This window comes from Mycobacterium sp., from assembly GCF_040509115.1.
GTDB lineage: Bacteria > Actinomycetota > Actinomycetes > Mycobacteriales > Mycobacteriaceae > Mycobacterium.
Genome location: NZ_JBEVLO010000373.1, coordinates 1 through 24,620 on the forward strand (window position 1 = coordinate 1; position 24,620 = coordinate 24,620).

20 protein-coding genes are annotated in these 24,620 nt (G+C 68.9%); 4 read left to right on the forward strand and 16 right to left on the reverse strand.

Annotation, left to right across the window (positions count from 1 at the left end; all coding sequences use genetic code 11):
- The 15 genes from ABW137_RS25745 to ABW137_RS25815 form a co-directional block, all read right to left on the reverse strand.
- On the reverse strand, positions 1 to 540 hold a 540-nt coding region (locus tag ABW137_RS25745), incomplete at its 3' end, for a cutinase family protein (RefSeq protein WP_526404295.1).
- A 56-nt stretch (positions 541 to 596) separates the two neighbouring features.
- Positions 597 to 1,238: a histone deacetylase gene (locus ABW137_RS25750; protein ID WP_526404296.1), complete on the reverse strand. Its 642-nt coding sequence runs from the start codon at positions 1,236 to 1,238 to the stop codon at positions 597 to 599.
- On the reverse strand, positions 1,235 to 2,821 hold the full coding sequence (locus ABW137_RS25755; RefSeq protein ID WP_526404297.1) for a peptide ligase PGM1-related protein: 1,587 nt from the start codon (positions 2,819 to 2,821) through the stop codon (positions 1,235 to 1,237). The genes ABW137_RS25750 and ABW137_RS25755 overlap by 4 nt, the downstream gene beginning before the upstream one ends.
- Positions 2,818 to 3,954 (reverse strand): adenylate/guanylate cyclase domain-containing protein, encoded by a 1,137-nt coding sequence (locus ABW137_RS25760; RefSeq protein WP_526404298.1) that lies wholly within the window; start codon positions 3,952 to 3,954, stop codon positions 2,818 to 2,820. Before ABW137_RS25760 ends, ABW137_RS25755 begins: the two co-directional genes overlap by 4 nt.
- Positions 3,951 to 4,334, reverse strand: coding sequence for a response regulator (locus tag ABW137_RS25765; protein WP_526404299.1), 384 nt, complete (start codon positions 4,332 to 4,334; stop codon positions 3,951 to 3,953). Before ABW137_RS25765 ends, ABW137_RS25760 begins: the two co-directional genes overlap by 4 nt.
- Positions 4,331 to 6,595 carry an ATP-binding protein gene (locus tag ABW137_RS25770; RefSeq protein ID WP_526404300.1) on the reverse strand — a complete coding sequence of 755 codons (2,265 nt, stop codon included), beginning with the start codon at positions 6,593 to 6,595 and terminating at the stop codon, positions 4,331 to 4,333. Before ABW137_RS25770 ends, ABW137_RS25765 begins: the two co-directional genes overlap by 4 nt.
- Before the next feature lie 78 nt (positions 6,596 to 6,673).
- Positions 6,674 to 7,282: an FHA domain-containing protein gene (locus ABW137_RS25775; RefSeq protein ID WP_526404301.1), complete on the reverse strand. Its 609-nt coding sequence runs from the start codon at positions 7,280 to 7,282 to the stop codon at positions 6,674 to 6,676.
- The gene (locus ABW137_RS25780; protein WP_526404302.1) at positions 7,282 to 8,580 is read right to left on the reverse strand and encodes a vWA domain-containing protein; all 1,299 of its coding nucleotides are present in this window, start codon (positions 8,578 to 8,580) and stop codon (positions 7,282 to 7,284) included. The genes ABW137_RS25775 and ABW137_RS25780 overlap by 1 nt, the downstream gene beginning before the upstream one ends.
- Positions 8,567 to 9,595, reverse strand: a complete 1,029-nt coding sequence (locus tag ABW137_RS25785) for a PP2C family protein-serine/threonine phosphatase (protein WP_526404303.1) — start codon at positions 9,593 to 9,595, stop codon at positions 8,567 to 8,569. Before ABW137_RS25785 ends, ABW137_RS25780 begins: the two co-directional genes overlap by 14 nt.
- On the reverse strand, positions 9,592 to 11,790 hold the full coding sequence (locus tag ABW137_RS25790) for a tetratricopeptide repeat protein (protein ID WP_526404304.1): 2,199 nt from the start codon (positions 11,788 to 11,790) through the stop codon (positions 9,592 to 9,594). Before ABW137_RS25790 ends, ABW137_RS25785 begins: the two co-directional genes overlap by 4 nt.
- Positions 11,787 to 12,944 carry a hypothetical protein gene (locus ABW137_RS25795; protein WP_526404305.1) on the reverse strand — a complete coding sequence of 386 codons (1,158 nt, stop codon included), beginning with the start codon at positions 12,942 to 12,944 and terminating at the stop codon, positions 11,787 to 11,789. The genes ABW137_RS25790 and ABW137_RS25795 overlap by 4 nt, the downstream gene beginning before the upstream one ends.
- The gene (locus ABW137_RS25800; RefSeq protein WP_526404306.1) at positions 12,941 to 13,909 is read right to left on the reverse strand and encodes a glutamate ABC transporter substrate-binding protein; all 969 of its coding nucleotides are present in this window, start codon (positions 13,907 to 13,909) and stop codon (positions 12,941 to 12,943) included. The genes ABW137_RS25795 and ABW137_RS25800 overlap by 4 nt, the downstream gene beginning before the upstream one ends.
- Positions 13,906 to 15,162 (reverse strand): GlnX family signal transduction membrane protein, encoded by a 1,257-nt coding sequence (locus ABW137_RS25805; RefSeq protein ID WP_526404307.1) that lies wholly within the window; start codon positions 15,160 to 15,162, stop codon positions 13,906 to 13,908. Before ABW137_RS25805 ends, ABW137_RS25800 begins: the two co-directional genes overlap by 4 nt.
- 104 nt (positions 15,163 to 15,266) lie before the next feature.
- Positions 15,267 to 15,539, reverse strand: coding sequence for a hypothetical protein (locus ABW137_RS25810; RefSeq protein ID WP_526404308.1), 273 nt, complete (start codon positions 15,537 to 15,539; stop codon positions 15,267 to 15,269).
- A 164-nt stretch (positions 15,540 to 15,703) separates the two neighbouring features.
- On the reverse strand, positions 15,704 to 18,319 hold the full coding sequence (locus ABW137_RS25815; protein WP_526404309.1) for a helix-turn-helix transcriptional regulator: 2,616 nt from the start codon (positions 18,317 to 18,319) through the stop codon (positions 15,704 to 15,706).
- A gap of 132 nt (positions 18,320 to 18,451) precedes the next feature.
- Between ABW137_RS25815 and ABW137_RS25820 the strand changes: the two genes are divergently transcribed.
- The 4 genes from ABW137_RS25820 to ABW137_RS25835 all read left to right on the forward strand — a co-directional run bounded on the left by ABW137_RS25820 (position 18,452) and on the right by ABW137_RS25835 (position 22,936).
- On the forward strand, positions 18,452 to 19,765 hold the full coding sequence (locus ABW137_RS25820) for a glycosyltransferase (RefSeq protein WP_526404310.1): 1,314 nt from the start codon (positions 18,452 to 18,454) through the stop codon (positions 19,763 to 19,765).
- Positions 19,758 to 20,957, forward strand: coding sequence for a glucosamine kinase (locus tag ABW137_RS25825; protein WP_526404311.1), 1,200 nt, complete (start codon positions 19,758 to 19,760; stop codon positions 20,955 to 20,957). The genes ABW137_RS25820 and ABW137_RS25825 overlap by 8 nt, the downstream gene beginning before the upstream one ends.
- Positions 20,954 to 21,925, forward strand: a complete 972-nt coding sequence (locus ABW137_RS25830) for an SIS domain-containing protein (RefSeq protein WP_526404312.1) — start codon at positions 20,954 to 20,956, stop codon at positions 21,923 to 21,925. Before ABW137_RS25825 ends, ABW137_RS25830 begins: the two co-directional genes overlap by 4 nt.
- Before the next feature lie 156 nt (positions 21,926 to 22,081).
- The gene (locus tag ABW137_RS25835) at positions 22,082 to 22,936 is read left to right on the forward strand and encodes a type IV toxin-antitoxin system AbiEi family antitoxin (RefSeq protein ID WP_526404313.1); all 855 of its coding nucleotides are present in this window, start codon (positions 22,082 to 22,084) and stop codon (positions 22,934 to 22,936) included.
- 62 nt (positions 22,937 to 22,998) lie between these two features.
- Here ABW137_RS25835 and ABW137_RS25840 read toward each other — a convergent pair whose 3' ends face one another.
- Positions 22,999 to 24,489 carry an ATP-binding cassette domain-containing protein gene (locus tag ABW137_RS25840; RefSeq protein WP_526404314.1) on the reverse strand — a complete coding sequence of 497 codons (1,491 nt, stop codon included), beginning with the start codon at positions 24,487 to 24,489 and terminating at the stop codon, positions 22,999 to 23,001.
- Positions 24,490 to 24,620 lie beyond the last annotated feature (131 nt).

The following is a 24,620-nucleotide window of genomic DNA, read 5'->3' on the forward strand; positions in this document are numbered from 1 at the left end:
ATCGCCAGGCGCACACAGGTCGATGGTCCTCTCGGCGAACCGCGGAGCGAGGGTGGGCAGCGGGTTGCCGAGGAAGATGATCTGCGCGATGCCACTCCTGGGCGTGCCGAACATGGCGTTGGCGGCGACGTGGTTGGCCACGTTCGGCGTGAGCTGGTTGCTGACCAGTTCCATGACGGCAGCGCCCTGCGAATGCCCGCCGAGCACGATCCTGGTGTCGGGGCAGACCGAGACCAGCCCGGAGACGTGGGAGATCGCGTCGGCGGCGCCCGCGGCCGGGCTGTTCTTCAGATCGCTGCTGGCCGGATAGTTCACCGCGTAGACGCCGACCGTGCGCGAGCCGACGCGCGAGCCGAGGGCGTCGACGAAGCCCTGCCCGACGGCACCCACACCGGCAGGCTCGTCGGTGCCGCGAGCGAACACGATCGCGACGTCCGGGCATGGATCGGCCGACGCGGTGGGAGCGGTCGGTGCGGCGGCCACGAACGCCATCGCCGCCAGGAATCCGAGCATGCACGCTGCCAAGCGCTTCGTCGTCACGCTGGTACATCGCGCGACGCGCCCGCAACGTAACAGCGGGCGCCGCGTCGGCCCCATCAGTGCGCTTCCTCGGCGTCCACCCCGCACAGCTCGGCAAGCCGATCGGCCGTCCACGCGGGTGCGACGCCGGGTGCCCGCAACAGGTATTGCGCTCGCTCCTGCGGCGTCCACCCGAACGACTCACCGAGACCCTCGAGCACGGTGCGAAGGTAGGACGCCGACGGCGGATTCGGCACGAGGTCCTGCAGCGACGTGATGGTGAACATCGGCATGCCGTCGCGGTCCCCGAGGTGCAGGACGGTCTCGTAGGTACCCGGTGCGACCCGCAGCGGCCGGTCGACGACGTCGTCCAGAGCCAGGTCGCGACCCACCGGGCGCCGGGTCTCCTGCGCGACGACGTCACTGAGTTGTCCGAACGTCAGCAGATGCGCGCGCGCCGCCAGCCTGCCATCGGCGTGCGGGTCGTAGAACGCCATGCCGCCGCCCCACACCTTGGAACTGCCCGCGAAGGTGAGCCCACCGTCGAGCCGGATCCCGACGTCACGCCGGGGCGGCGACGCGTCCCGGCAACCCTGGTACGTACGAGTGCCGCCGTGGGGACGGCCGCCCGACAGATAGCAATCGAAACGCGCCGAGGACATGTTCGACCCGTAGGCCACGTACCAGACGGGGTCGTCGGTTGCGAGGCTCGCGCTCAACCGATCACGGCTCCTTCCTCCAGCGCCACAGCTGCCTCGCGAAGGAGGACGGCCTGCGCCTCCTCGTAGATCTGCTGGGCGTCCTCCGCAGTATCCCCGACCGCGGTCAGACCCACCCGGCCGCACTCGGTGAGGCAATTGATCATGTGGAACACGACGCCCCTCCGCCGGGCCTGATCGAAGTGCAACCCCTTGTCGACGACGATCTCGAACAGGTCCTTGACGGTCAGCCCCTTGAGCCGGTCGTCCTCGAAGTGGTCGGTGGCAACCAGGTACTTGCTGCTGCCATTCGGCGTCAGGAAGACCCCGCGCTCACCGTCGTAGCTGCCGTCGGTGAGGAACTGCAAGGTCAGGAACGGATGGGTGGTCCCACCCTTTCGCAGGTTGAGTTCGATGGCGTAGGGCGTCCATTCGCCGCGATCGTCCTTCACCGTCACGAAGTCGACGGCGAACCGACCGAGCACGCCGAGACTGGCGAGGTGACGCCCGATGACCATGGCCGGCTCGGCGATCAGCGACGCGTACCCGGGGTCGGCGGGAAAGACGCAGCCGAGGTACTGCTGGCCACTCAAACCGCCGAGGAGCTGGTCGTGGGTGGACAGCAACTCGACGGTGCCGTCCGGCAAGGCGCGCATCTGAACGCTCGGGCTGGTCAGCTCGACACCGGTGATGCGCTCTTCGACGATGCCGCCGTGCTCCTCGAACGCCGCCAAATACACTTCGAGACTGAGCTTTTGGGACTCCAGCTGCATGCCGAGGATGCGCTCGGTGATCGCGGCGACCTCGTCCGGAGAGCCCGACGGCGGCAGATCGCGCAGGTCCACCGAGGCGTTCCCTGAGCCCGAGACGCCGTCGTTGAGTTTCACGATGGCCTGGGTGAGCGAGGGGCGTTTGACGCGCATGTGCTGCACGCTGGCCACGATGTCGTCGACGGTGTGAAGGTCCTCGGCGCCGACCGGGCACCGCACCCCGAGCTCGTCGAACATCCTGCGGCACCCGGTCTTTGTGCCGAGGTCCTCGAGCCGTGGATCGGCGCCGTACATGGGGATGCCGAGGCTCAGCGCCACGTCCCGCTCCAGTGACGTCGTGTTGTACGGAATCAGATGGCTCTTCCCGGGATTGGGAATCATGGACCGGATCGTCCGCAGTAGGCGCGGGCGTGCCAACAGCTTCGAGCTGAGCGAGACCGGGCTGGCGTCGCCGACCGGGACCAGGGTGAGCCGCGCCCGCGCATGGCTGGGGATGACGCCGGGCAAGAGACCGAGGTAGTACTCGATCGTCGCCTCGGACACCGGCTGCGAGGTCACGTAGATCATCCTCAGCCGGGGCTGACGGAGCAGCAGGAGCAGGAACAGCGCGCGCTCCTCCAACGCCTGCATGACGGTGCCACTCTTGCTGGTTGGCCCGTCCGTGCTGATCGATGGGACCACGACGACGGATTCGTCGGCGTGGCCCAACTGCATCGATGCCCATACCGACGGCATCGTGAGTTGGAGCCCGTCGAAGGCGCGATAGCGCTCGGCGTCGTCGAGTTGCGAGAGCGTGCGCGCGGTGGCGTGGCGTGGGTCGGTGAGCTGTGTCATTTGTCTTCCTGCCTCTCGTTGGGCGCCGTTTCCTTGAGCGCCGTGATGTCGTGGACTCGCACCGAACGGCTGAATCCCTTGGGTCGAACGTCACCCACCGGCTGCGATATGGCGATGTGCTCGGTGGCTGCGAGCACGCGGTCGGTGACCAGGACTTGCCACGGTCCCGCGTCCGAGCACAGCCGGGCCGAGAGATTCGTGACGCTGCCGATGGCGGCGTAGTCGAAGCGGCCCTCGAAGCCGATCCTGCCGAGGGTCGCGAAACCCTGGGCGATCCCGATGCCGAGCGCCAGGTCGTGTCCGTTCCGAAGCCAGCGCTGGGCAAGCCCTTTCACGGCGTCCCTGATGGCGATCGACATCCGGACTGCCCGCTCCGCGGCGTCGTCGCACTGCACGGGATCGTTGAAGAACATCATGATCCCGTCCCCGGTGAATCGCTCGAGCGTGCCTTCGTAGGCATGGATCAGTGCCCCCATTGCCCGGTGGTACTCGCCGAGCACGCCCATCACCTCCTCCGGCTCGCTGGTCTCCGCGAAGGGGGTGAAGTTCCTCAGATCGCAGAAGACCACCACGATTTCTCGGCGATGGCTCTCCAGGAGGTGCTCGTCGCCGACGACGAGGTCCGCCAGCTGTGGGGACAGGAAGTGACGAAGCCTGCTGGTGCGTTCCAGCTCGACGACCTGCTCGGCGACTCGCCGCTCGAGTTCGTCGTTCCACGTTGCCAATTCGTCGGCCTGCTGTCGAATGGTGGCGTGGTATCGGGTGATTCGCGCCAGCGATGCGACGCGGGCCAGCAGCTCGCTGCGGTCGAACGGCTTGGTGATGAAGTCGTCTGCGCCGGACTCCAGAGCGGCCAGCCGCTGCTCGGGCCCGCTGGCGGTGATCATCACGACGGGCAGGAACTCCGTGGCAGGCATGGCCCGGATTCGACGGCACACTTCGTGCCCGTCCATCCCCGGCATCGCGATGTCCAGCAGGACGACCTCGATGTCCTCGGTTTCAAGCAGCGCAAGGGCTTCCGGGCCGGACGAGGCGGTGATGACCCGATGCCCCTTGGGAGTCAGCACGGCGTCGAGCAGTCGCAGATTGGGTGGTTGGTCGTCTACTGCCAGCACGGTGATGTGGTCGCTCATCGGGCAACCCCTTGATCCAAGAACGCCTCGATTTGGCCGGGTAGCGCCCGCACGCTGATCGGCTTCTCGACGTAGCCGTCGAACCCGGCCGCCGCCACCCGTGCCCGGTCCTCCGCCATCGCGAAGGCGGTGACCGCGACGACCTTCACGTCAGGAGCGAGAGCGCTCTCGCGCAACCTGCGCAGCGTCTCGTAGCCGTCCATCCCCGGGAGCTGGAGATCCATCAGGATCAGGTCGGGGGGATCGGTCTCGGCGATGCGCAGCCCCTCCTCTCCCGACGTCGCCTCCAGCACGTGATAGCCCTTGAACTGCAGCACCTCGCGCACCAGCTTCATGTTCAGCGGGGTGTCCTCGACGACGAGGATCCGACGCGGCGTCATGACGCCCCCACCGACGGCGGCAGTGCGCGCACGCGTCGCAGCGCATCGACCAGTTCGTCGCGGCCAACCGGCTTCTGGAGGTAGACGTTCGCACCGAGGGCGAGTCCGTGCGGCCGGTCGTCGACCACGGATGCGATGACCACCGGAATGGCGGCGGTGGCGGGGTCCGCCTTGAGCTCGGCGAGCACCTCCCAGCCGTCGAGCCTCGGCAGCTGGATGTCGAGCACGACGGCGGCCGGGATCACCGTGCGAATCAGGCCGAGTGCGTCAATTCCGTTGCGGGCCTGCAGTAGCTGTACGGGTGCGCCGTCGAGGTAGGCGGAGATGAGATCGAGCGACGCCCGATCGTCGTCGACGAGGACGACGACCGGCAACTCGCCATCCGGCAGCGAAGCGACGTCGTCGTGCGGCTCGGGCAGGCCGGGGATCGAGAATCCGAACGTACTGCCCTCACCGGGAACGCTGTCGAGCCACATCCGGCCGCCGAGCAGTTCGACGAAGCGCCGCGACAGCGTCAGCCCGAGGCCGGTGCCCTCCTCCTTCGAGGGTCCCCGGCGACCCTGGTTGAACGACTCGAAGATCCTCTCCACGTCCTCCGGCGGCACTCCGATGCCGGTGTCGGTCACGGTGACCACCAGCTCGGCCCCGTCGCGTCGGGCGCTCACCTCGACGCTGCCGCCACCCGGGGTGAACTTGACCGCGTTGGTGAGCAGGTTCAGGATCACCTGCTTCAACTTCCGCTCATCGGTCTCGACCATCCCGACGTCGTCGGCGACGTCCACGGTGAGCGCGATCCCTTGGCTTGCCGCCCGGCCACGGACCATCGACATCGCGGAGTCCAGCACGCCAGCGACCATGAAGGTGCTCGGCTCAAGCACTGCCTTCTCGTCCTCGACCTTCGCGATGTCCAAGATGTCGTTGACCAGTTCCAGAAGGTGCCTTCCCGAGTTGAGGATGTCGTGCAGGTACTCGTCCTGCTTCTCGTTGATCTCACCGAACATGCGGTCCAGCAACACCTCTGAGAAGCCGATGACCGCGTTCAACGGGGTCCGCAGCTCGTGGGACATGCTGGCCAGGAACTCCGACTTGTGCCTGCTCGCGGTCTCCAGTTCCTTGGACTTGGTCTGCAACTCACCGAACAGTCGCGCGTTGACGATGGCCAACGCAGACTGGCTGGCGAAGGTTTCGAGCAGTTCGGTGACGTCGGGGGGGAAGCTGCCGGTGCCGCGGCGCCCGATCACCAGCACGCCGACCATCGTCTCGCCGCGGGTCATCGGTACGGCGAGCACCGAGCGCCACCCGTCGGTGAACAGGATCTCAAGGTGAGGGTCGAGTTGGGTGCCGGCAAGGTTGGGCACCTCCAGCGGTCGGCGCGTGATGGCGGCGCGGCCCACCAGCGTCGATTCGCGGTCGATCGTGATGGCCCTCAGCCGCTGGAGCAGGTCCGGGCTGCTGCCGTGTGCGGTGCGGACGTAGAACGAGTCGCTCGCCTCGTCGTACTCCAGGATGGATCCACCGTCGGTTCGCAGGGTGATGTCGCCGAAGCCGAGATTGGTCAGCCGGACCGCGTTGCTGACGATGCGTTCCAGAACCTCGTCGAGGTCCAGGCTTGACCCAACGGCCTCGCCGACCTCTTGGAGCGCCTCCAACTGAGCGACCTTGTCCCCCAGCTCCGTTCCCCTCGATTCGAGCGCACTCATCAGGTCGCGCTGGCGCACGACGATCGCACCCTGTGCGGCGAACTCCTCGACGAGCTCGACCTCGTGTCGATCGAACGGCGCGACGTCGGTCCGCCAGATGGAGAGCACGCCGACCACCTCGTCGGCCACGATCATCGGGGTCGAGAGCAGAGTTCGAAAACCGGCTTTGCTCTGGAGGTCTCGACGCTTGTAGCCCGCGTCGGCAAGGGCGTCGGGAATCTGGTGCGTGCGCATGTCCTCGGCGGCACGGCCGACGGTTGACGTGCGGTCTCGGCCGATCGGGTGGTCGACGAGATGTTGGCGGTAGTCGTCGGTGGTTCCCGCGGAGACTCGGGACACCCGGAACACGTCGCCGTCGGCGAGAAACAGTTGGGCGGCCTGCGCTCCGCAGAGACGCGTGGCGTATTCGACGACGGTGTCCAGGACCGCCCCGGGATTGGCGGCGTCCCTGCCGAGTGCGGCGAGGATCTCCCGACTGGCAGCGGACTGTTCCCGCGCGTCGCGCAGTTCGCGGTGCAACTCGAACGAGTTGCCCGGCGCGCTCTCCCCCGAGTCGGTCACAGTTCCCCCTTCCGGACCTCGTAACAGTCTGTGCCCGTGCCCCGGTTCAGGCAATGGCGAAATTGTCGATCCCGTCTATTACGTGTCATGGCGGATCGTGATCGTGGTCCATGCGCCGACGTGGATGCGGTCGCCGTCCTTCAGTGCGATCGCCTCACCGTTGCGGAGGAGTTCGTCACTGCCGTTGAGGCTGGTGCCGTTGGTCGAGCCCAGATCGGTGATGGTGAGGCGAGAGTCGTGGATGCGAAGCACTGCGTGTTGTGTGGACACACCGCGGTCGATGGGATGGATGCCGAGGTCGATCTCGGGTTCGACTCCCTGGCCTCGATTTCGCCGTCCGATCAGGGTGGCGTTGCCCCGCAGAGCGATTCGACGTTCGGGAAAGAACTCGGGGAATTCGACCGTATCGGGTCCGCCGTTGGCGAGGACGCGTTCGTAATACTCGCGGTCGGCGCCGACGACGGCGGCCCACTGCACCGGCGCCCGCGGTGGGGGCGGTGGGGGTGGTGGCGGCGCGAGCAACGCCGAATCATGGCCACAGGCTTCACAGAAGCGGCCGAGAACCGGCAGTCCACAAGCGGGACAGGGCTTCTCCAGCGCCGGCGCCGTTGGACTCCCGATGGGCACGCCGCACACGTCGCAGTAGTCGTCGGCTACCGAGACGTGCCCCTCGGCACACGTGGGCATCAGCGGTCCTTTCGCACGCGAGCGGTTCTCGTCGATCGGGCGTCGAGAGCCATCTCGTCGGCCACCGTGACGTCGCGCCGTAGCCGGGCCGTTCCGGTGCGCTCGTCGATCTCGATGACCTTCTTCAGCTGGGTGGTCGCCCCGTCGTTACCCGATTCCACGGCGAGTTCCCAGGCGCGCTTGAACTTCGTCGTCGCGGTCGCGACGTCCCCGCCGCCCTTCGCGGTCAACCCCTCCTCGATCATCTGAGCCAGCTCGGCCTGACCCGTGTAATGCGCGACGCGGCGGCTGATTCGAGCCGACTTGACCGTGTCGGCGGTCCACCAGACCTTGACCAAGCCTTCGCCGAGTTCCTCGCCGTCGGCGACGATCTTCACGCGGGCGGCCAGCCTCTCGCGTCCGACGTCGAGGGTCGGGACCTCGAATTGAATGTGGTAGTCGCGTTCCTCGACGCCCCACGAGCCCAGCGGGTAGTCGCCCGTCTGACGGCCGGCTTCCACTCGACGGTGGGTGAGATCGTTGACGGTGGGCGCGACCTGCTTGACGAAACCGACACGTGCCCCCACGGGGATCCACAGGCGCAGCGTCAGATCGGGGATGGACTTCGCCATCGACGTGCGCATCATCGCCGCGAAGTCCTCGGCCAGGTCGTCGGGATCGGCGACGATGTCCACGGTGCCCAGCAGTGCCGACGAGATCGACCGCAACTCCGCGACCCGCCACTCTGTCCCGACGCCCCGGCAGTCACAGGTGAAGGCCCCTTCGCTCAGCGCTATCTCCTCGCTCAGCTGCTCGGGGGTCTCGTGCTCGTCCTTTCCATCGGTCAGCAGGATCGCGTGGGTGATGGCCCCGGGGTGTTGTCCGACGATGCCGCGCACGTGCGCCAGCCAGGTGCCCATCGCGGTCCCGCCGTCGGGGCGCAAAGCGTCGACGGCGCGCGCCGCGGCCGCCCTGGTCGCCGCACTCGCCGCGACCGACCGACCCTCTTCCGGGTAGACCGGGGTCGCCTTCTCCGTGCCCGCGACGATGGCGAAGTGCGTGCCGTCGACGAGTTCCTCGATGGCGGCCGCGGTGGCCCGTTTGGCGGCATCGAACTTCGCGATCGGCGACTGCATCGACGTGGAACAGTCCAGCACGACGACTTCGACGCGCTGCGGTCCCGGTCCGCGCCCGTCGGTACCTTCCCCGATGGCGACGCTGACGATGGCGTCCACCGTTCCCGATCCCTCGGGCAGATACCGGTTGTGGTCGACGTCGATGGTGACGCCGGAATTGTCGTGGTCTTCAACCGAACTCATGACGTTCTCCGATCGAAATGACGGCAGCGGTGACGTTGTCGTGGCCGCCGGAGCTCAAGGCGTGGTCGACGAACGCACGGGCAATTGCGACCGAGTCGGTGCCCGCACGAACGCGGGCGAGGTCGTCGGCGCCGGGTAGGTAGTTCCACATTCCGTCGGTACACGCCACCAACGCCCCTGGGCCGTCGACGGTGATCGTCTGCACGCCCGATTCCGACCATGGCTTCGGTTCGGCGTCCGCCCCGAGCCAGCGGGTCAGGGTGTGGGCCCCCCGCTGGACCGCCGCCGAGTCGACGGCCAAGCCGGCGTCGATCAACTCCTGCGCCACGGAGTCGTCGACCGTCAGCTGGCGGCCCGCGCCTGGCGATTCTGGCAGCCAGTACGCCCGACTGTCTCCCACGTTGCCGACCGTGATCTCCACGGCCCCTTCAGGGGCTGGGACGACGACCGCAGCGCAATAGGTGCAGCACGGGGCGTTCCACACGTCGGCGCCCGCCTCGGTCGCCGCCAGCGCCGCGGCGGCCAGACCCTCCAGCACGGCGGCGCGCGACGTGCGGGCCGCGGCGAGCGCGGAGAGCATCGCCTCGACTCCTGCGTTGGCGGCAGCGACCGCAGCCAGGTGCGCATCGGTGGACGTGGACACGCCGTCACACACGGCGACCGCGATGGCGTCGGGTCGAGAGCCGTCGGAGCCGACCAGGATGCCTGCGGACGCAGCGTCCTCGTTGCGGGCGTGTTCGAGACCGCGGTCGGTGACGAGCGACACCGGGCCCACGTGCGCCTCCTCGCGATCCGGCGCGGCGCGACGAGCGCCGCACGTGGTGCAGTACTCGTCGGCGTAGGTCGCGTTGCCGCAGTCCGGGCACGGTCCCCCGCGACCATCCAAGAGGCCGGCGTCGCGGGGTACTGCGGCCCGTTGAATCTCGACCAGGGTGGCGCCACAGCTCCCACAGAACCGATCGTCGTCCTGTGCCGGTGCGGCACAGTGTCGGCACGACGTCCGTTGGCCTGTCATACCCGAGTCCTCGGGCGAATCGCATTCGCCTTCTCCACCAGGGCGATCCGCTCCCAACCGTCGGTCGCCTGTCGGGCCAGCTCGCGATAGCAGCGCTCCATCCCGATCCTGACGCCGGTTTCGTCGAAGTCGACGCCGAGCAACCGCGCGGCCCTGCTCTCGTTGCCTGCCTTCAGCCAGTCGAGTGCCGTGCCGAGCACCCTGAGCCGGAGCGCGGCACGTTTCGCCGCCGACTCGAGGGCCAGTTCGGCAGCCCGCCTGCCCGTATCGACCAGCGTCTGCTCGTCGAGGTCCTCAGGGGTGCGATCTTCGAGGAGGATCTCGATCGCGGTGGTGCCGGCAGCGGTGAAGTGGGCTGACGACACCGGTATCTCGTCGAGTGGCGCGATGGCGTCGATCCGGTTGCCGACCCTGGCCCGTTCCCTGGCCAACCCGAAAGCTGCGCTGTAGTAACTGTGTTCGGTGCGCCAGATCATCTCGTAGTAGCGGGTGGCGTGATCGTGCTCGCGCCGAAGCTCCGCGGTGGCCGCGACGGCCAGCTTGGGTCCGAGTTCGCCGGGCAAGGTGTCCAGCACGGCGTCGAACTCCGCTGCCGCTTGGCTGAATTCACCTTCCAGCAACGCACACTGCCCGCCGTACCAGCGTAGCCGCCAGTCGTCGGGCACCACCGTCGCCAACTCGTCGAGCCGCGTCCTGGCGTCCGCAGGGGCACCGATCTCGAGTGCCGCACGAACGAGTCGCAGCGGCACCTCGATCGACGAGCGGTTGCTGACGGGCGCGCCACCGCGGGCGAGCAGAAGAGCCTGCTCGAGTTGGGCGGGCGGGGTACCGCTGGTGGTGGCCAGCACGGCAGCGCCGGAGTCCTGCGGATCCACGACGGGGACGGGCAATGCCGCCACCACGTGAGCGGCGTCGACCGGCGCATCGGAGCCGACGCCGTACACCGAGCGCTGAGGGCTGAAGTGGTTCGACTTTCGTGGCTGCGGAGTGTTCTTCTTGGCGGCGGCGATTTCGTGCAGCGCTCCGGTGAGCTGGTCGGCCAGCTCCGCCATCGACGAGAATCGGCGAGCCGGCTCGGGATGGGTGGCGCGGGCGAGCGCGCGGTGCAGCGACTCGTACTCGGCGAGCACCGACACGTCCGACGGGCCTGGCAACGGTTCGACGAAGCGACCGTTGCGCTGCGGAACGTCCATGAGCAGAACCGCGAGGGTCCGCCCGACGGTGTAGACGTCGGTGGCCACGGTGGGTCCGGTATGAGCGATCTCGGGTGCCTGGTAGCCGAGGGTGCCGTAGATCGCACTGTCGAGGTCGTCCATCGCGATGACGGCGCCGAGATCGATCAGCTTGAGCTGCTCGTCGGTCTGCATCACGTTGTCGGGCTTGAAGTCGCAGTAGGCGAAGCCCTCCGCGTGCAAATAGTCCAGCGCCGAGGCGATCTCGATGATGTAGGCGACGGCCTGGTCGGGCGGGAGGGGCCCGCCGTAGTCGGTGCGGATCTGCTTGAGCGTGGTGCCTCCGACGTACTCCATGACGATGTAGCCGACCGGGACACCCGCGGTGTCGGTGTGCTCGACGAAGTTGTAGATGCGCACGATGTTCGGGTGTTCCACCTCGGCCAGCGTGAGCACTTCGGCGGCCGCGGCCGCCATGGCGTCGGCGTCACCGGAGTTCAGCAGTCCCTTGAGCACCACCCAACGGTTGTGCACGTTGCGGTCGATCGCCAGGTAGATCCAGCCGAGTCCACCGTGTGCAATGCATCCCTGCACCTCGTACTGCCCGCCGACGAGATCACCACGGGACAGCTTGGGAACGAAGGAGTATCGCGTGCCGCACTGGGTGCAGAACCCTTCGGCGAGGCCGGGTTGCCCGTCGCGGCCACGGCCCACGGGTTTGCGGCAGTCGGAGCCACCGCAGAATCGACGGTTCTCCGGCACCTTGGGGTCGGGCAGGATCGCGGCAGCGGGGTCACCCTTCGGTATCCGGGGGATGGTGACGATCCCTGCGCCGAGGCGGCCGCGCGTGCTCACCGATCTCGACGCCACGGCCCGCGCGGTCGGCATCGATCCGGCCGATGAGGCGGCTTCTGCCCGCGCGGTTGACGGACCACTCGGCGCGTCGGGTGCCGGTGCGGTGCCGCAGTATTCGCAGTAGCCCTCGACGACGGTGCCGTCGCACCCCGGTTCGGCGCACCTCACGAGACATCACCCCGCTTCTCGAGGACCATCCGTTGGAAGTCGTTGACCGCGCGCGTGACGGCACGCAGGTCGCATGGCCGTCGCGACAGCAGGCCCGCGGCGATGCGGCCGGAGGCCAACAGCTCCGACTCCTCGCCACGTCCGAGCCTGGCGGCCTTCGCCCGGTACACCGTCAGTCGACCAGCGAGCTCACGGTGTCGGTCGAGAAGGCCCCGCAGCAGCCGCTCGTCGTCTGCCACCAGCCGCACCGCCGCGTCGATCCGCAGTCGAAGCCGCAGCAGCGCCGCCGCGTCCGGCTCGGCCGTCGGTACCGAGATCGCCGCCAGCGCCGCGCGCAAGCCGGGCTCGGCGTCGACCCGCGTCGGCAGTGGACCCGTCACCACGGTGTCCGCGACGAGGGTGCGAACGCCTTGCGCCCGTCCTGTCGCCGCGTGTAGCGCGTCCAATCGCGCGGCGGTGCCCTGCAGAGCACGGGGCCAATCCGACTGCACTGCGGCCAGTTCGGCCAGTTCCGCCGCTCGACGAGCAACCCAGTCGGCGATCACCATGACGCGGTCGCCGATGGCCTGCTCGGTCAGCGACAGCGGATCGGTCGCGGAGACGGCCAGCAGCTCGGCAATCTCGACGGGACCCGCGAGACCCGCCGCGTCGAGCTGACGCCGTGACGGCGCGAGCCGCACGGCGATCAACGAATCGACGTCGTCGACGGCATCGCAGAACTCCACCACGGCCGGATGGGCTGCGGACATCCGGCCGACGAGCTCGGCAAGCCCGACGCACTCCACCGCCTCGGCGGGATCGGTGATGCGGCGCTGCGCCATCGGAATTGCCTGGCGTGATGTCTCGACCGGACGTCCGCACAGCAGCCGGGTCAGCTCCGCCCGGTCGTCGTCGGACGGCTTCGATCGGCGAGCGCGGGCCGCCTCGGCCGCGTCGAGGATCGTCGTCGCCAAGCCAAGGTCCTGCCACAGCTGCGCCAAGGAACCCTCGATCGCCGCCCACCGCGCCGCGGTCACGCCGGTCGGCGGATAGCGTCGCACGTGCTGAAGCCCCGGATGGTCGTCCAGCTCCATCAGGGTCGCCGACATTGCCGCGACTTCGTCTCTGCGCATGGCGATCTCGCGGTCGATCGCGTCGGTGTCGAGATCGGTCATGGCACGTCCTGGTACCTGGCCGCGGGCGGCCCCGGCGACGGTCCGAGGCTCTGTAGCCGAGCGGCGTAGAGGCGTTCCCACGTCCCGTCCGCGCGCATCTGTTCCAGCAGGCCGTTGACGAACCGGATCAGATCGGTGTTCTCCTTGTTGATCCCGACGCCGTACGGTTCGATCCCCATGCTGACCCCGACCACCTCGGTGTTCGGATCCTGCGCGGCGAGCCCGGACAGCACGACGTCGTCCGTGCTGATCGCGTCGACCTGGCCCTGTTGGAGCATCACCAGGCAGTCGGTCCAGGTGCTGACGCCGAACACCGTCGGACGCGGGTCGAGGGCGAAGAGCGCGAGTAGCGACGTCGTTCCCAGCACGGCACATACGCGCTTGTTCGAAAGCGTTGCGGCAGAGTCTATTCCCGATCCCTTGGTGGTCAGTATCTTCTGATTGGCCGTGAAGTAGGTCGTGGAGAACGCGACCTTGTCCTTGCGGTCGCAGGTGATCGAGTAGGTCCTCACCACCACGTCCACCAGACCCGACTGCAGTACCGACTCGCGCTGAGTCGCATCGACGACCTTGAGGTCGACGCGGTCAGGATCGCCGAAGATGCCGCGCGCGATCTCCCTGGCGACGTCGATGTCGAAGCCCTCCAGCTGTCCGGTGGCCGGGTCGCGGAAGCCGAAGAGGTTGGTGTCCTGGTCGACGCCGACGACGAGACTTCCCCGTTCGGCGATCGCCGCCATCGTCGATCCGGCCGGCATCGCCCCCGGCGTTGGCATCGGGCCTGGGCGCAGGCTTGCCTCCCTGTCGCAGTTCGCATTTCCCGGGGCCGGAACGGTCGTGACCTCGACGGTGCCCGCAGGCATCGCTTCGACGGCCGACACGGCGATCTCCTGCGGTGGCGTCGACGGCGACCCGCACCCCGAGACGAGCGCGACGGTGAACAGCGCCAGAACGATTCGCGACCTCATAGGAATTCCTTGAGTCGTGGCCACAGGCCAACCACGGCCGCTGACGCGGCGACCGTCATGAGGACCAACGTCCCAGTCGGAGTCCACGACAGCCACGCCCCCGCTGCCGCCACCTCCTCGCGAAGAGTCGCCCTGGTCCGTTCGATCTCGTCACGGAGGCTGGCTTCGACGATCGCGAACTGCGCCGCGGACGCCTGCGGATCAGGCCCGATCGCCTGCGCGACCGCGGCGTTGTAATCGTTGTTCCGGTAGGCGGTCAGCTGTCTGCGGTGGCTCTCGGTCCAGTTTCTGACGCCATCGGCGGCGGCTGGCGGTCCTGCTTCGAGAAGTGCTGTCAACCCGGCGATGCGGTCGCTGAACGACTTCTCCGTCGCGGTGACGTCGCCCCGCGCGATCAGCTGGAGCGTCTCGTCGGTCCGCGCCTGCCTTGCGATGGTGCGCGCTTCGGCCAATCTCTCGAACGTGGTTGCGGCACTGCGACTCTGATCGATCGCGCTGGCCGCTGACCTGGTGGCGACGAACATCCATCCGCCGACGACGAGCACCGACACCGCCGCGACGACGAGCCCGAGGTTGAACTGGCGGTTGGTGCGGCCGGACACGAGTACCGACGCGACTCCGATGGCGAGCAGTACCAACCCCAGCAGTACGAACCCGACGACGGGTGTCGAACCGACGGCGCGCTGATCGTCGCCCACGGTTCTCAAGTCACCCGAGTAGATCGCCGCCGCGCCGGGCAGCGTGGTGTCCTGCATCAACGACGATGCTTCCCGGAGATACCCGGAACCCACGACGAAGCCCTGCCGGTTGTTGGCACGCGCCGCCTCGACCATGCCCGCGTAGGCGGTTAGTTGTGCCGTGATGTCCGCCACCGCCTCTCGGGTGGCCGCGTCGGTCGCTCCCGCCGTGACGTCGGTCAGCGCCGAGGCCGAGTCGGCCAGTGCCTGCTGATAGCGCGCCCTCATCTCCGAGGTCTCGACTCCGGAGAGATACGCCGCGGCCGCCGCGGCGTCGGCGGCCGACAGGGCGGCGTAGAGATTCTGGGCTGCATACGCGAACGGCTCGGAACGCTCGAGAAGCGCCGAGTGTTGGGTGATCCGGTCATTCAGCGCAGCGGCGCACACCACGCCGACGATCACGCAGGATGCGGCAACGGCAACGGCGATCGCGCCGATGACGCCTGGCGTCGTGCGGGCGAGGCGTCGCAGCCACGCGAGGGCGTCCTGCCTGCGAAGCGCATGCGGAGTACTCATGCCCGACACCTCCCCCGACGTGATGGTATCCGTCAGAACCGCAGGATTGATCAACTCGAACACACTCCTCGGCTGGGCCCGTCGACCCTCATTTCGGGCGCGGATCAGCAATCGAGATAGAGCGGCGAAGACGTCGTCAGGGGGCCGGTGAGCAGGATCGATCCCGCACCGAGGCCAACGCGCGTCGCGGGTACGTACGTCGCGCCCTCGGGAATTTCGACGAGAACGCACTCTTGGAGCCGGGCTCCGGCGCTGGCGGGAGACATCAGTGACAGTGCCATCAGAGTGGCCAGCAGAGTGGCCAGCAGCGTGGCGACGGCCTTCGCTGGTGACCTGCCCGATCCCGTGGCTGGCGAGCCGGTCGGTGGCGTCCTCATGATCGTGAGTCCCCCTGTCCGCGGATCACGTTGTCGGCCAATCCGTCCGCGAATCGATCGTCACCCCGTGGCGGTGCTGCGGGCTCAGTAGCGCCGCACTGCAATCGCCCGGCAACTCGCGGCGCACTACTGAGCGGTACGTCGATCGACGGTGCTCGGTGCGCCTAAGACTGCTGTGGTGGCAGAAGTTTGGCGAGTTCGTCGCGGGTCGTCGTGCCGGTCTTCGCCATGGCGCGGTACAGGTGACTCTCCACCGTCCGCACCGAAAGCGTCAGTCGATCGGCAACGGCACGGTTGGTCAGACCGCCGGCGATCAACGTGACGATCTCGCGTTCTCGATCAGTCAGCGGTAGGTCCTCGGTGGCCTGCCGGAGTGCGGGGGTGAGCACCCCGCCGCACGCGTGCGCGAGGGCCTGCGCCCGAGCCGAGCAACTCAGCGCAGAGCCCCTCTGGTCGTTGCTGCGATACACGATTGCGGCGTGCGCGGCCGCGTCGACCGCGGCCACCAGATCGCCCATGCGTTCGAGATCCTGGGACACCGCCGACAATTCCGCAGCGTTGCGGTCGCGGAGCGCCTCGGCGAACCGGGCGGCGAGCCCGACGCGCGGGCCTTCGACGACCGTCGCGAGCTCACCGAGACGGGCGGCGGCCGAGTGGTCACCCAACTGGGTGGCGGTCTGCAGACACATCACCTCGGCCGCGAACTGACCGTTGTCGCGCGCCCTTTCGCCAGCTGACAGCAACGTCGTGATCGACTCGCTGACGGCCCCCTCGCCCGCCGCGACCCACGCCCTTGCGACGCTTCCCTCATAGTCCAGCGATCGGAACGGGCGCCGCAGCGCTTCCAGCGCAGCACATCCCGCGGCTGCCTCGGCGATCTTCCCCCGCATCGCAAGCGCGGTCGAACGTGGGAACTGATAGCGATAACCCCACCCGATGGCATGTCCGGAGCCCGACAACGCCACCGTTGCCTGTTCCAGCAGCGAAGTTGCCACGTCGAGTCGGCCTGCGCCGAGTGCGGCTCGGCCCGCGACGGCCGAACCCAGCAGGTGCGCCGCGCCCGGGAGATCGGCTGCCTGGCGGTGAATCTGGTCGGCCACGTCGATCGCGTCGTGGACCAGGCCGGCCAGCAAGAGCGCCGTGACATGCGCGTCGGCGATGTTGAACCGCATCTGCGGTGCGTCGAACGAACGTGCCGCAACGGTGTATCCGGCGTCGGCGACGGCGACCGCCTCCGCGGTGCGCCCCGCTTCGGCGGCCATCACGGCCAACGTCCAGGCCACCTCCGCGTCGATGATGGCGGGAAGCTCGTCGAGCGGAAGGTCCTCAGCCGCCTGGCTGGCCAGTTTCGGCTGGTCCACGGCAAACCAATACACGGTGAGGAAGGCGTCGAGATAACGGCGCGCCTCCGGCGACGAGGGCGGTGGGGCGGCGTCGACGACCTCCTTGGCCCGCACCGGGTCGGCAAGGGCCCACAGCATGTTGCTGGCCCGCAGGAAGGCAAACCTGGCCCGGTCGACGTCGGTCAATTCGTCGACGCGGATGTCGGCGAGTACCTGATCGGCGTCTTCCCCTCGGCTGAGCCACGAGAGGGCATGTGCACGAACGAAGTTCGCCTCCGGGCCGGCGCCAGCCCGGATCGCCGCCGCGGCGAGCCGATCGGCGAGCGGTAGGTCCGCCAGCCCGACGGCGCCGTGCGCCGCGCGAACCAGCAGGTCGGCGTCGGGGGTCAGATCGGAGTCCAGGCTGAGGCTCGCGCGGCGCACGACGACCCTGACGTCGTCACGGTCGTCGGAGTCGGCCAGTTCCCGCGCGACCAGTCCGCGTAGCCGCCGCAACCGGGTGGTGACCCCGCGCTTCCTGCGCACTTCACCGTAGAGCGGATGCGCCAGTCGCACTTCGACGCCGTCGGCCACGGGTTCCAGCGTGACGAGCCCGCGGGTGTCGGCTTCCTCGACGGCCGTTGGACCGGTGATGCGAGTCAGGGCGGCGAGTTCGATCGGTTCCCCGACCGCCAGTGCGTCGACGACGTCGCCCACGGCCGGGGGCAGGGCCCCGATCCGGGTTTCGATCAGTTCGACGAGGCCAGGCGCCACCACCGGGTCACCGTCCCACCGCCAATATGAGTCCTTCTTGTCCATCCGGCCGTCGGCGACCTCCTGCTCGACGATGCTGCGCAGATACAACGCGTTGCCCCGCGTCAGGGTCCACAGTCGTTGTGCGGCATCCGGATCCACCAATCCCGTCAGGGTTGCCGACAGGAGCGCAGTGGAATCGTCGAGCGACAGCGGCTGGAGGTCGAGTCGACGGAACTGCTCACCTCGCCAAATCTCTTGTACTGCGGGGGAGATCGGCTCGTCGTCGCGGACGGTGAGCAAGATCTTTGCCGCCCCGCGCTGGGCGATCTGCTGGACCACGAAGGTCGACAGGTCGTCGAGCAGATGGACGTCGTCGACGGCGACGATCACGGTGGTCGCCTGCGGCGCCGCCGTCAACGCTTCGATGACGCCTCGTACCAGTGCAATGGTGTCGCTGACACCCGAGGACGCCCATGCCGTGAACGCTCCGAGCGGCACCACCTTGGCCGATGACGTGCCAACGGCCCAATGCCCGTGGCAACCCCGCGCCACCGCGGCCGAGAGCGCTTCACGGGCGATTCGGCTCTTTCCAACGCCTGCGGGCCCGCTGACCACGATGCCCGCGACGTCGGGGGCTGCGATCGCAGCATCGATGGCACCCATCTCCGCCGAGCGACCGGTCAGCGGCCACGTCAACCCCATCCCGGAAGCCTAGGAGCGCCGACGGTGCCGTGCCGATCAAATGCGCGCATTGTCCGGCCCACGGGGAAGGGCGCGGACAGCCCGGCGCAGTATCGTCCGAAGCACTCGTACCCGCCGGAAGGAACCGCTGAGATGCCGACACCGCTGACGATCATGTTCTGGCCAGAGTCGGCGTACGGTCCGACGAACCAGTGCATCGGATTGGCGGCGATCCTGCGTGACCGCGGCCACACGATCGTCTTCGCCGCCGAGAGCTCGTGGGCTGGCAAGCTCGCGCCGTTCGGGTTCGTCGAGGAGCTCGTCGATCTGGCAGAACCAGCGCAGGACGCCGGCGATGAGGACGCGGGAAGGTTCTGGACCGACTTCATCGCCGAGACGGCGCCGGAGTTCCGCAAGCCGACGATCGAACAGCTCGAGTCGTTCATCCAGCCCACCTATCAGGCCCTCATCGACGGCGCGAAGTACTGCGAGCCGCGGCTGCGCCAGATCGTCGCCACACACCGCCCCGACGTCATCGTCGAGGACAACGTGGTGCTGTTCCCTGCGCTGGCCACCTCGGGGGCGCCGTTCGTGCGCATCGTGTCGTGCAGCCCGCTGGAGGTTCCAGGGCCCGGCGCGCCGCCGCCGTTCTCGGGGCTGCCAAGCGCCGACGCCTCTCGGTGGGAGGCCTATCGCGCCGAGTTCGACCGGACCCATCGGGCGCTGTGGGCCGACTTCGACGCCTGGGTGCAGCGGCAGGGCGCCGACGCCCTGCCGGAGCTGGAGTTCATGCCGCGAACCAACGCCGCGAATCTGTACGTCTATCCCGCCGAGGCCGACTACCTCGACGTCCGACCGCTCGACGACAGCTGGACCAGGATGGACTCCAGCGTGCGCGAGACCGACGACGAGTACGCGCTGCCCGCCGAGGTGGCCGACCGGCCCGACGACAGTGCCCTGATCTACCTCTCGCTGGGGTCCCTCGGCGGTGCGGACGTCGAACTGATGCGGCGCCTGGTCGACGTGCTTGGCAGGACCCGGCACCGATTCATCGTCAGCAAGGGGCCGCAGGCGGATCAAATCCTGTTGCCGGACAACATGGTTGGGGCCCAGATGCTGCCACAGACCAAGGTGATCCCCCAGGTCGACCTGGTGATCTCGCACGGCGGCAACAACACCACCACCGAGGCGCTGCACTTCGGCAAGCCGCTGATCGTGCTGCCGCTGTTCTGGGATCAGTACGAAAACGCCCAGCGCATCGACGAACTCGGCCTCGGCGTGCGGCTGGCGACCTACGCCTTCACCGACGCAGAGCTGACCGACGCCGTGGAGCGGCTGCTCGCCGACGTCGGACTGCGCACCCGGCTCGACGCGATCGGCGCCGCCGTCCGGGGTCGTGACGGCCTGCGCGTCGGCGCCGACGTCATCGAACGGGTCGGCGTCGAGCACCGGGGTTCGGTTGACTGAGCCGCTGGATGCGCTCGACCTGAGCGACGGGACGCGCCTGGCGATCGTCGCCGTCGACGGCGGCCGGTCCGCGGTTCCCATGATCCGCGACCAAGACGGCCGGTGGCGCCGGGCGGTGGCGGGTGACGGGGCCGCCGACGCCCTGGTGGGGATGCTCGCCAACGGCTCGCGACGCCGTGGCGCGTTCACGGTGCGCTCGTACACCGCGGATGGCGCGACGGGTGAGCGGGCGATTGGGGTCGACCAAACCAACGAATCGGTGATCGTCGGCGACGCAGCGGTGGTCAAGTGGGCGACGCATCTGCAGGACGGCCCGCACCCGGCGCCCCGGCGAATCGGGCTGCTGCGCGAGGCGGGCTTCGGTGGCATGCCCACCCCGTGGGGCGTGGTCACGTGGCAGCCGCCGGACGGGGTGGAGACCATGGTGGCCTACGTCGACGAGTACCTGCCGGGCGCCGTCGACGGGTGGACCTGGGCCGTGGAGATGATCACCGAAGCGGCTCTGCGCCGCCAGCCCGGGCCGGTCGTCGCCGCGGCGGCGTCCGTCGGCACCGTGGTCGCCGAACTGCATGCGGCGTTGTCGGGCACCCGAACGCTGGCCTCGACGGCCGACGCGCAGCGGTGGCGTTCCGAGGCGATGGCATCACTCGAGATCGCCTGTCTCGCAGGCGACTCCGATGCCTCGCGATGCGCCCGAGCTCGCCGCCGCGACATCGAGGGTCTCCTGGACGGGCTTGGCGACCTCGTCGGCACGCCGGTCGTCGAGGGCCACGGAGACCTGCACGTCGGTCAGGTGTTGCGGGCCGACGGCCGGTTCGTGGTGACCGACTTCGACGGCAACCCCGTCCTGCCTGCGGCGCAGCGGGCGCTACCGATTCCGGCGGCCCTGGACCTCGCGGGGATGACCCAGTCGCTGACGCACGCCGCCATCGTGGCCGCCAGGTACACCCCGCTCGATCCCGTCGCGCGGGCCGAGGTCGACGCGGCGGCCCGCGCTGTGCTGCTGGACTCCTACGCGCGGCGTCTCGACGTGCTCGGTCACGCGGAGTTGTACGACCCGAAACCGCTACCCGCCCTCCGCGTTCAGCAGGTCCTTCGCGAGATCGCCTACGCTGCACGGCATCTCCCCCGATGGATGTACGTACCCGACGCGGCATTGCCCGCGCTTCTCGACGAAGGAACGCCACCGTGAAGCCCGAAGGTTTCGCCGACGACCTGTACCGCAAGCCCGGGGTGCTGCGCGGACTATCGGCCGCGCTGGCCACCGGCAATCCCTGGGCGGAGGTGGCGCCGGCAGACGTCGAGCGGGTGGTCCTGATCGGCATGGGCTCGTCGGCGTACGCCGGTGGTGTCGCCGCGGACCGCATGCGGGCACGTGGACTCGTCGCGTCCTCGGAGTTGGCGTCGTCCCGGCTGCTCCCGGCGTGGGGGCCGGGAACGCTGGTCGTGGCGACCTCGGCCAGTGGCGGGTCGGTCGAGACCCTCGACGCCGTGAGCCGGTTGCCTGCCGGCGCGCGGACGGTCGCGTTGACCAACACCCCCGACTCGGCCATCACGCACGGCTGCGATGCCGTCGTCGAACTGCGCGCCGACGCGGAGGTGGGTGGTGTCGCGTGCCGCAGCTACCAGCACACCCTGGCGCTGCTGCTCGCGCTCGAACACCACCTCGCAGGCGATGACACCGCGGCGCTTGCCGATTCGGTGGCCGCCGCCGCGGAGGCTTCCGCCCATCTGATCGCCACCGAAGACGATTGGCGGCCGGAGCTTTCCGAGCTTCTGCTGGGGCCTTCTGGAACTCACCTCGCCGCGCCCGCGCACCGGTTCTGTTCGGCTCAGCAGGGGGCCCTGATGCTCCGCGAGGGCCCGCGGCTACCTGCCGTCGGGTGCGAAACCGGCGACTGGAGCCATGTCGACGTGTACCTCACCAAGACGACCGACTACCGCCTTCTCGTCTTCGCGGGCTCGCCGTGGGAGGCGCAACTGGCCGAGTGGACCACCGCGCGAGGTAGCACCGTCGTCGGCGTGGGTGGCGCGGTGCCCGGCGCCCGCTACGAACTCCGCTATCCCGGTGACGATCGCGACGACGTTCGTTTGCTCACCGAGGTGCTGGTGCCCGAACTGCTGGCGGCCGACGCATGGCGGACGGGCGCGGCGTCCTGACGTCCACACCACCCGGCGCCGAGTTCTGCACGAGGGCTGCGTCTCGACGCGAACCACGACCCACACGCAGAAATCGCGCAACGAGTTATCCACAGCCAAGGTCGAGATCGACCCGTAGCGCCGCTAGCCGTCGGAACCCGCCGCCACCATCCACCCATGTACGACTCGTTCATAGGCTCCGAAGCGATCCGCGACGGCGTCCTCACCCGCGGGAAGCTGCGATGGAACTACACCGCGGTCCACCCTCGCATCTATCTGCCCAATGGCGCTGAGCCGACCGTGCTGACGAATGCCGCCGCAGCGTGGCTGTGGTCTGGACGTCGCGGCGTCATCGCCGGTCGCGCTGCCGCGGCGCTTCACGGCGCCAGGTGGGTCGACCCGTCGACACCGATCGAGATCATCGCGGAGCACACTCGACCGCGGGCCGGGATCATCGTGCGGGAGGAACGAATTCACGCCGACGAGACCACCGAAGTCTGCGGACTGCCCGTGACCACTCCTACCCGCACGGCGCTGGATCTTGGCAGACACCTAGACCGCAACCCCGCGGTCGCACATCTCGACGCGCTGGCCGCCGCAACGGGTGTCTCGGCCGACGACGTCGCCGAGTTGGCAGGCAGGTATCGCGGGGCGCGCGGGGTGCGACGGGCGCGAGCGGCCCTTGCGCTGATGGACCGCGGCGCGCAATCCCCGAGGGAGACCTGGCTGCGACTAGTGCTCATCGACGATGGGCTGCCGGCTCCCCGGACCCAGATCAGGGTCACCGACGGCAAGAGCCAGGCATTCATCGACATGGGGTACGACGAGCCGATGGTGGGACTCGATTACGAGGGCGCCCACCACAGCGCCGAGCGAAACCAGTACGTCCACGACATCGGGCGGGCGGACCTCATCGACCGTCAAGGCTGGATCGACCTTCGCGTCGTCAACGAACACAGTCGCCAATACACCCTGAACAGACTGCGCCAGGCGTTCTTACGGCGCGGATGGACCCCACCGAGATCTGCGTGAGGGCTGCGATCCGCGGCGAAGAACGACCCACACGCAGAACTCGGCGTCACCCACCGCGCGAGTCAGGCAGCGAGGTGGCTCCACGCCGGTGCCAGCTCACGCCACGGCCCCGACGCGGCGATCGTGCCGTCGACGAGCACGATCACGCGGTCGGCCAGTGCCAGGGCGGCCCGCTTGGAGGTGGCGCCGAGCACCGTGGTCCCGCGAGCCCGAAGGGCAGCCCACAACTCGACCTCGGTGGTGGCGTCGAGTGCGCTTGAGACATCGTCGGCAAGAAGGAGCTCCGGCTCGACGGCCAATGCCCTCGCGAGTGCCAGGCGCTGGACCTGGCCACCGGACAGTCGAACCCCCCGATGCCCGACGAGCGCATCGACACCACCTGCCGCCACGACGTCCTGCGTCAGGCGGGCATCGGCGACGGCCCGCGCCACGTCGCGGTCGTGGTCGAGTCGCACGTTGTCGGCGAACGTCCCCGACAGGACCCTGGGCACCTGGGCGACGTGCGCCACCTGGCCGGGTCGCAGGAATGTCTGCCCGTCGGTGACTTCGACGCCATTCCATCGGATCTCGCCGGTGTGTGCCACCAGACCGCACAACGCCGACAGCAGGCTGGACTTGCCAGAACCGACCTGCCCGATCACCAACACCAACTCGCCGGCGGCCACGGTCAGGTCGACGCCGGTTACGCCGCGCGTGCCGTCGTCGTGCACCGCGGTCAGATCGCGAAGTTCGATGCGCTGCAACGCCTGTCGGCACACCGGAGCTGGGGCGGGCGCCGTTCCGGCCACCAGATCGACGCCGGGCGGGATGTCCATCAGGTCGGCGCCGCCCGCGAAGCTGCTGGTGGCCTGCTGCCACGCGCGCGTTCCCGGCGCGTCGGTGATCACCGCCCCGGCGACGGTACCGAAGTAGCCGAAGCCGGCGACGGCACCCGTGACCAGCAGTGCCGTCGCCAGATTCCATCCGCCGAGGAGGAAGACGATCCAGACGGCGACGACGCCCAGTTGCACCATCACGACCGGGACGCCCAACAGGATTGCCTGCACCCGATGTTCGCGTACGGCGGCGCCGACGCGTCCGGCGTCGACCCGGTCGAGGTGCGCGTGGACGTCGCCGGTGGCGGCGGCGAGTTTGACGGTGCGAACACATTCGAGCACCGACACGAGGGCCCGGCCGAATCGGGCGCGGGTAGCGGACGCTGCCGCCGCGGACCGCCCGGCGATGGGTCGGCCGGCCACCGACGTGACCGCCGCGGCGACCATGACCGCCAACAGGATGGCGCCGGCGGCCACCGTTCCCCCGAGCAGCGACGTGAGGACCACCATGACGAGCCCGGCGACGACGTCGTTGCAGCGGTCGGCGTAATGCAGGAATCGGTCGGCGTCGAGAACCCGCGACACCACCTCGCCCGGCGATGTCCGTTCCAGCCGGTGCTGCCGGGTCTGCCTGTCCAGCACCGTCATTCGGATCCGAAGCGAACACGCCGACCACCACGGCACGAACCGGCGGATGGCCAGGGCCAACAACAGGGGCTCCGTGAGGATGCTGAGCACGACGCTGACCGTGAGCAGTGTCGGGGGGGGGGGGCGGGGGGGGGGGGGGGCCAGGGTGGCCCCCCGCGCACAACAAAACCCCCCCGGGGGGGCGGGCCGCCCCCGGGCCCGGGAACGCGAATCACCCCCCA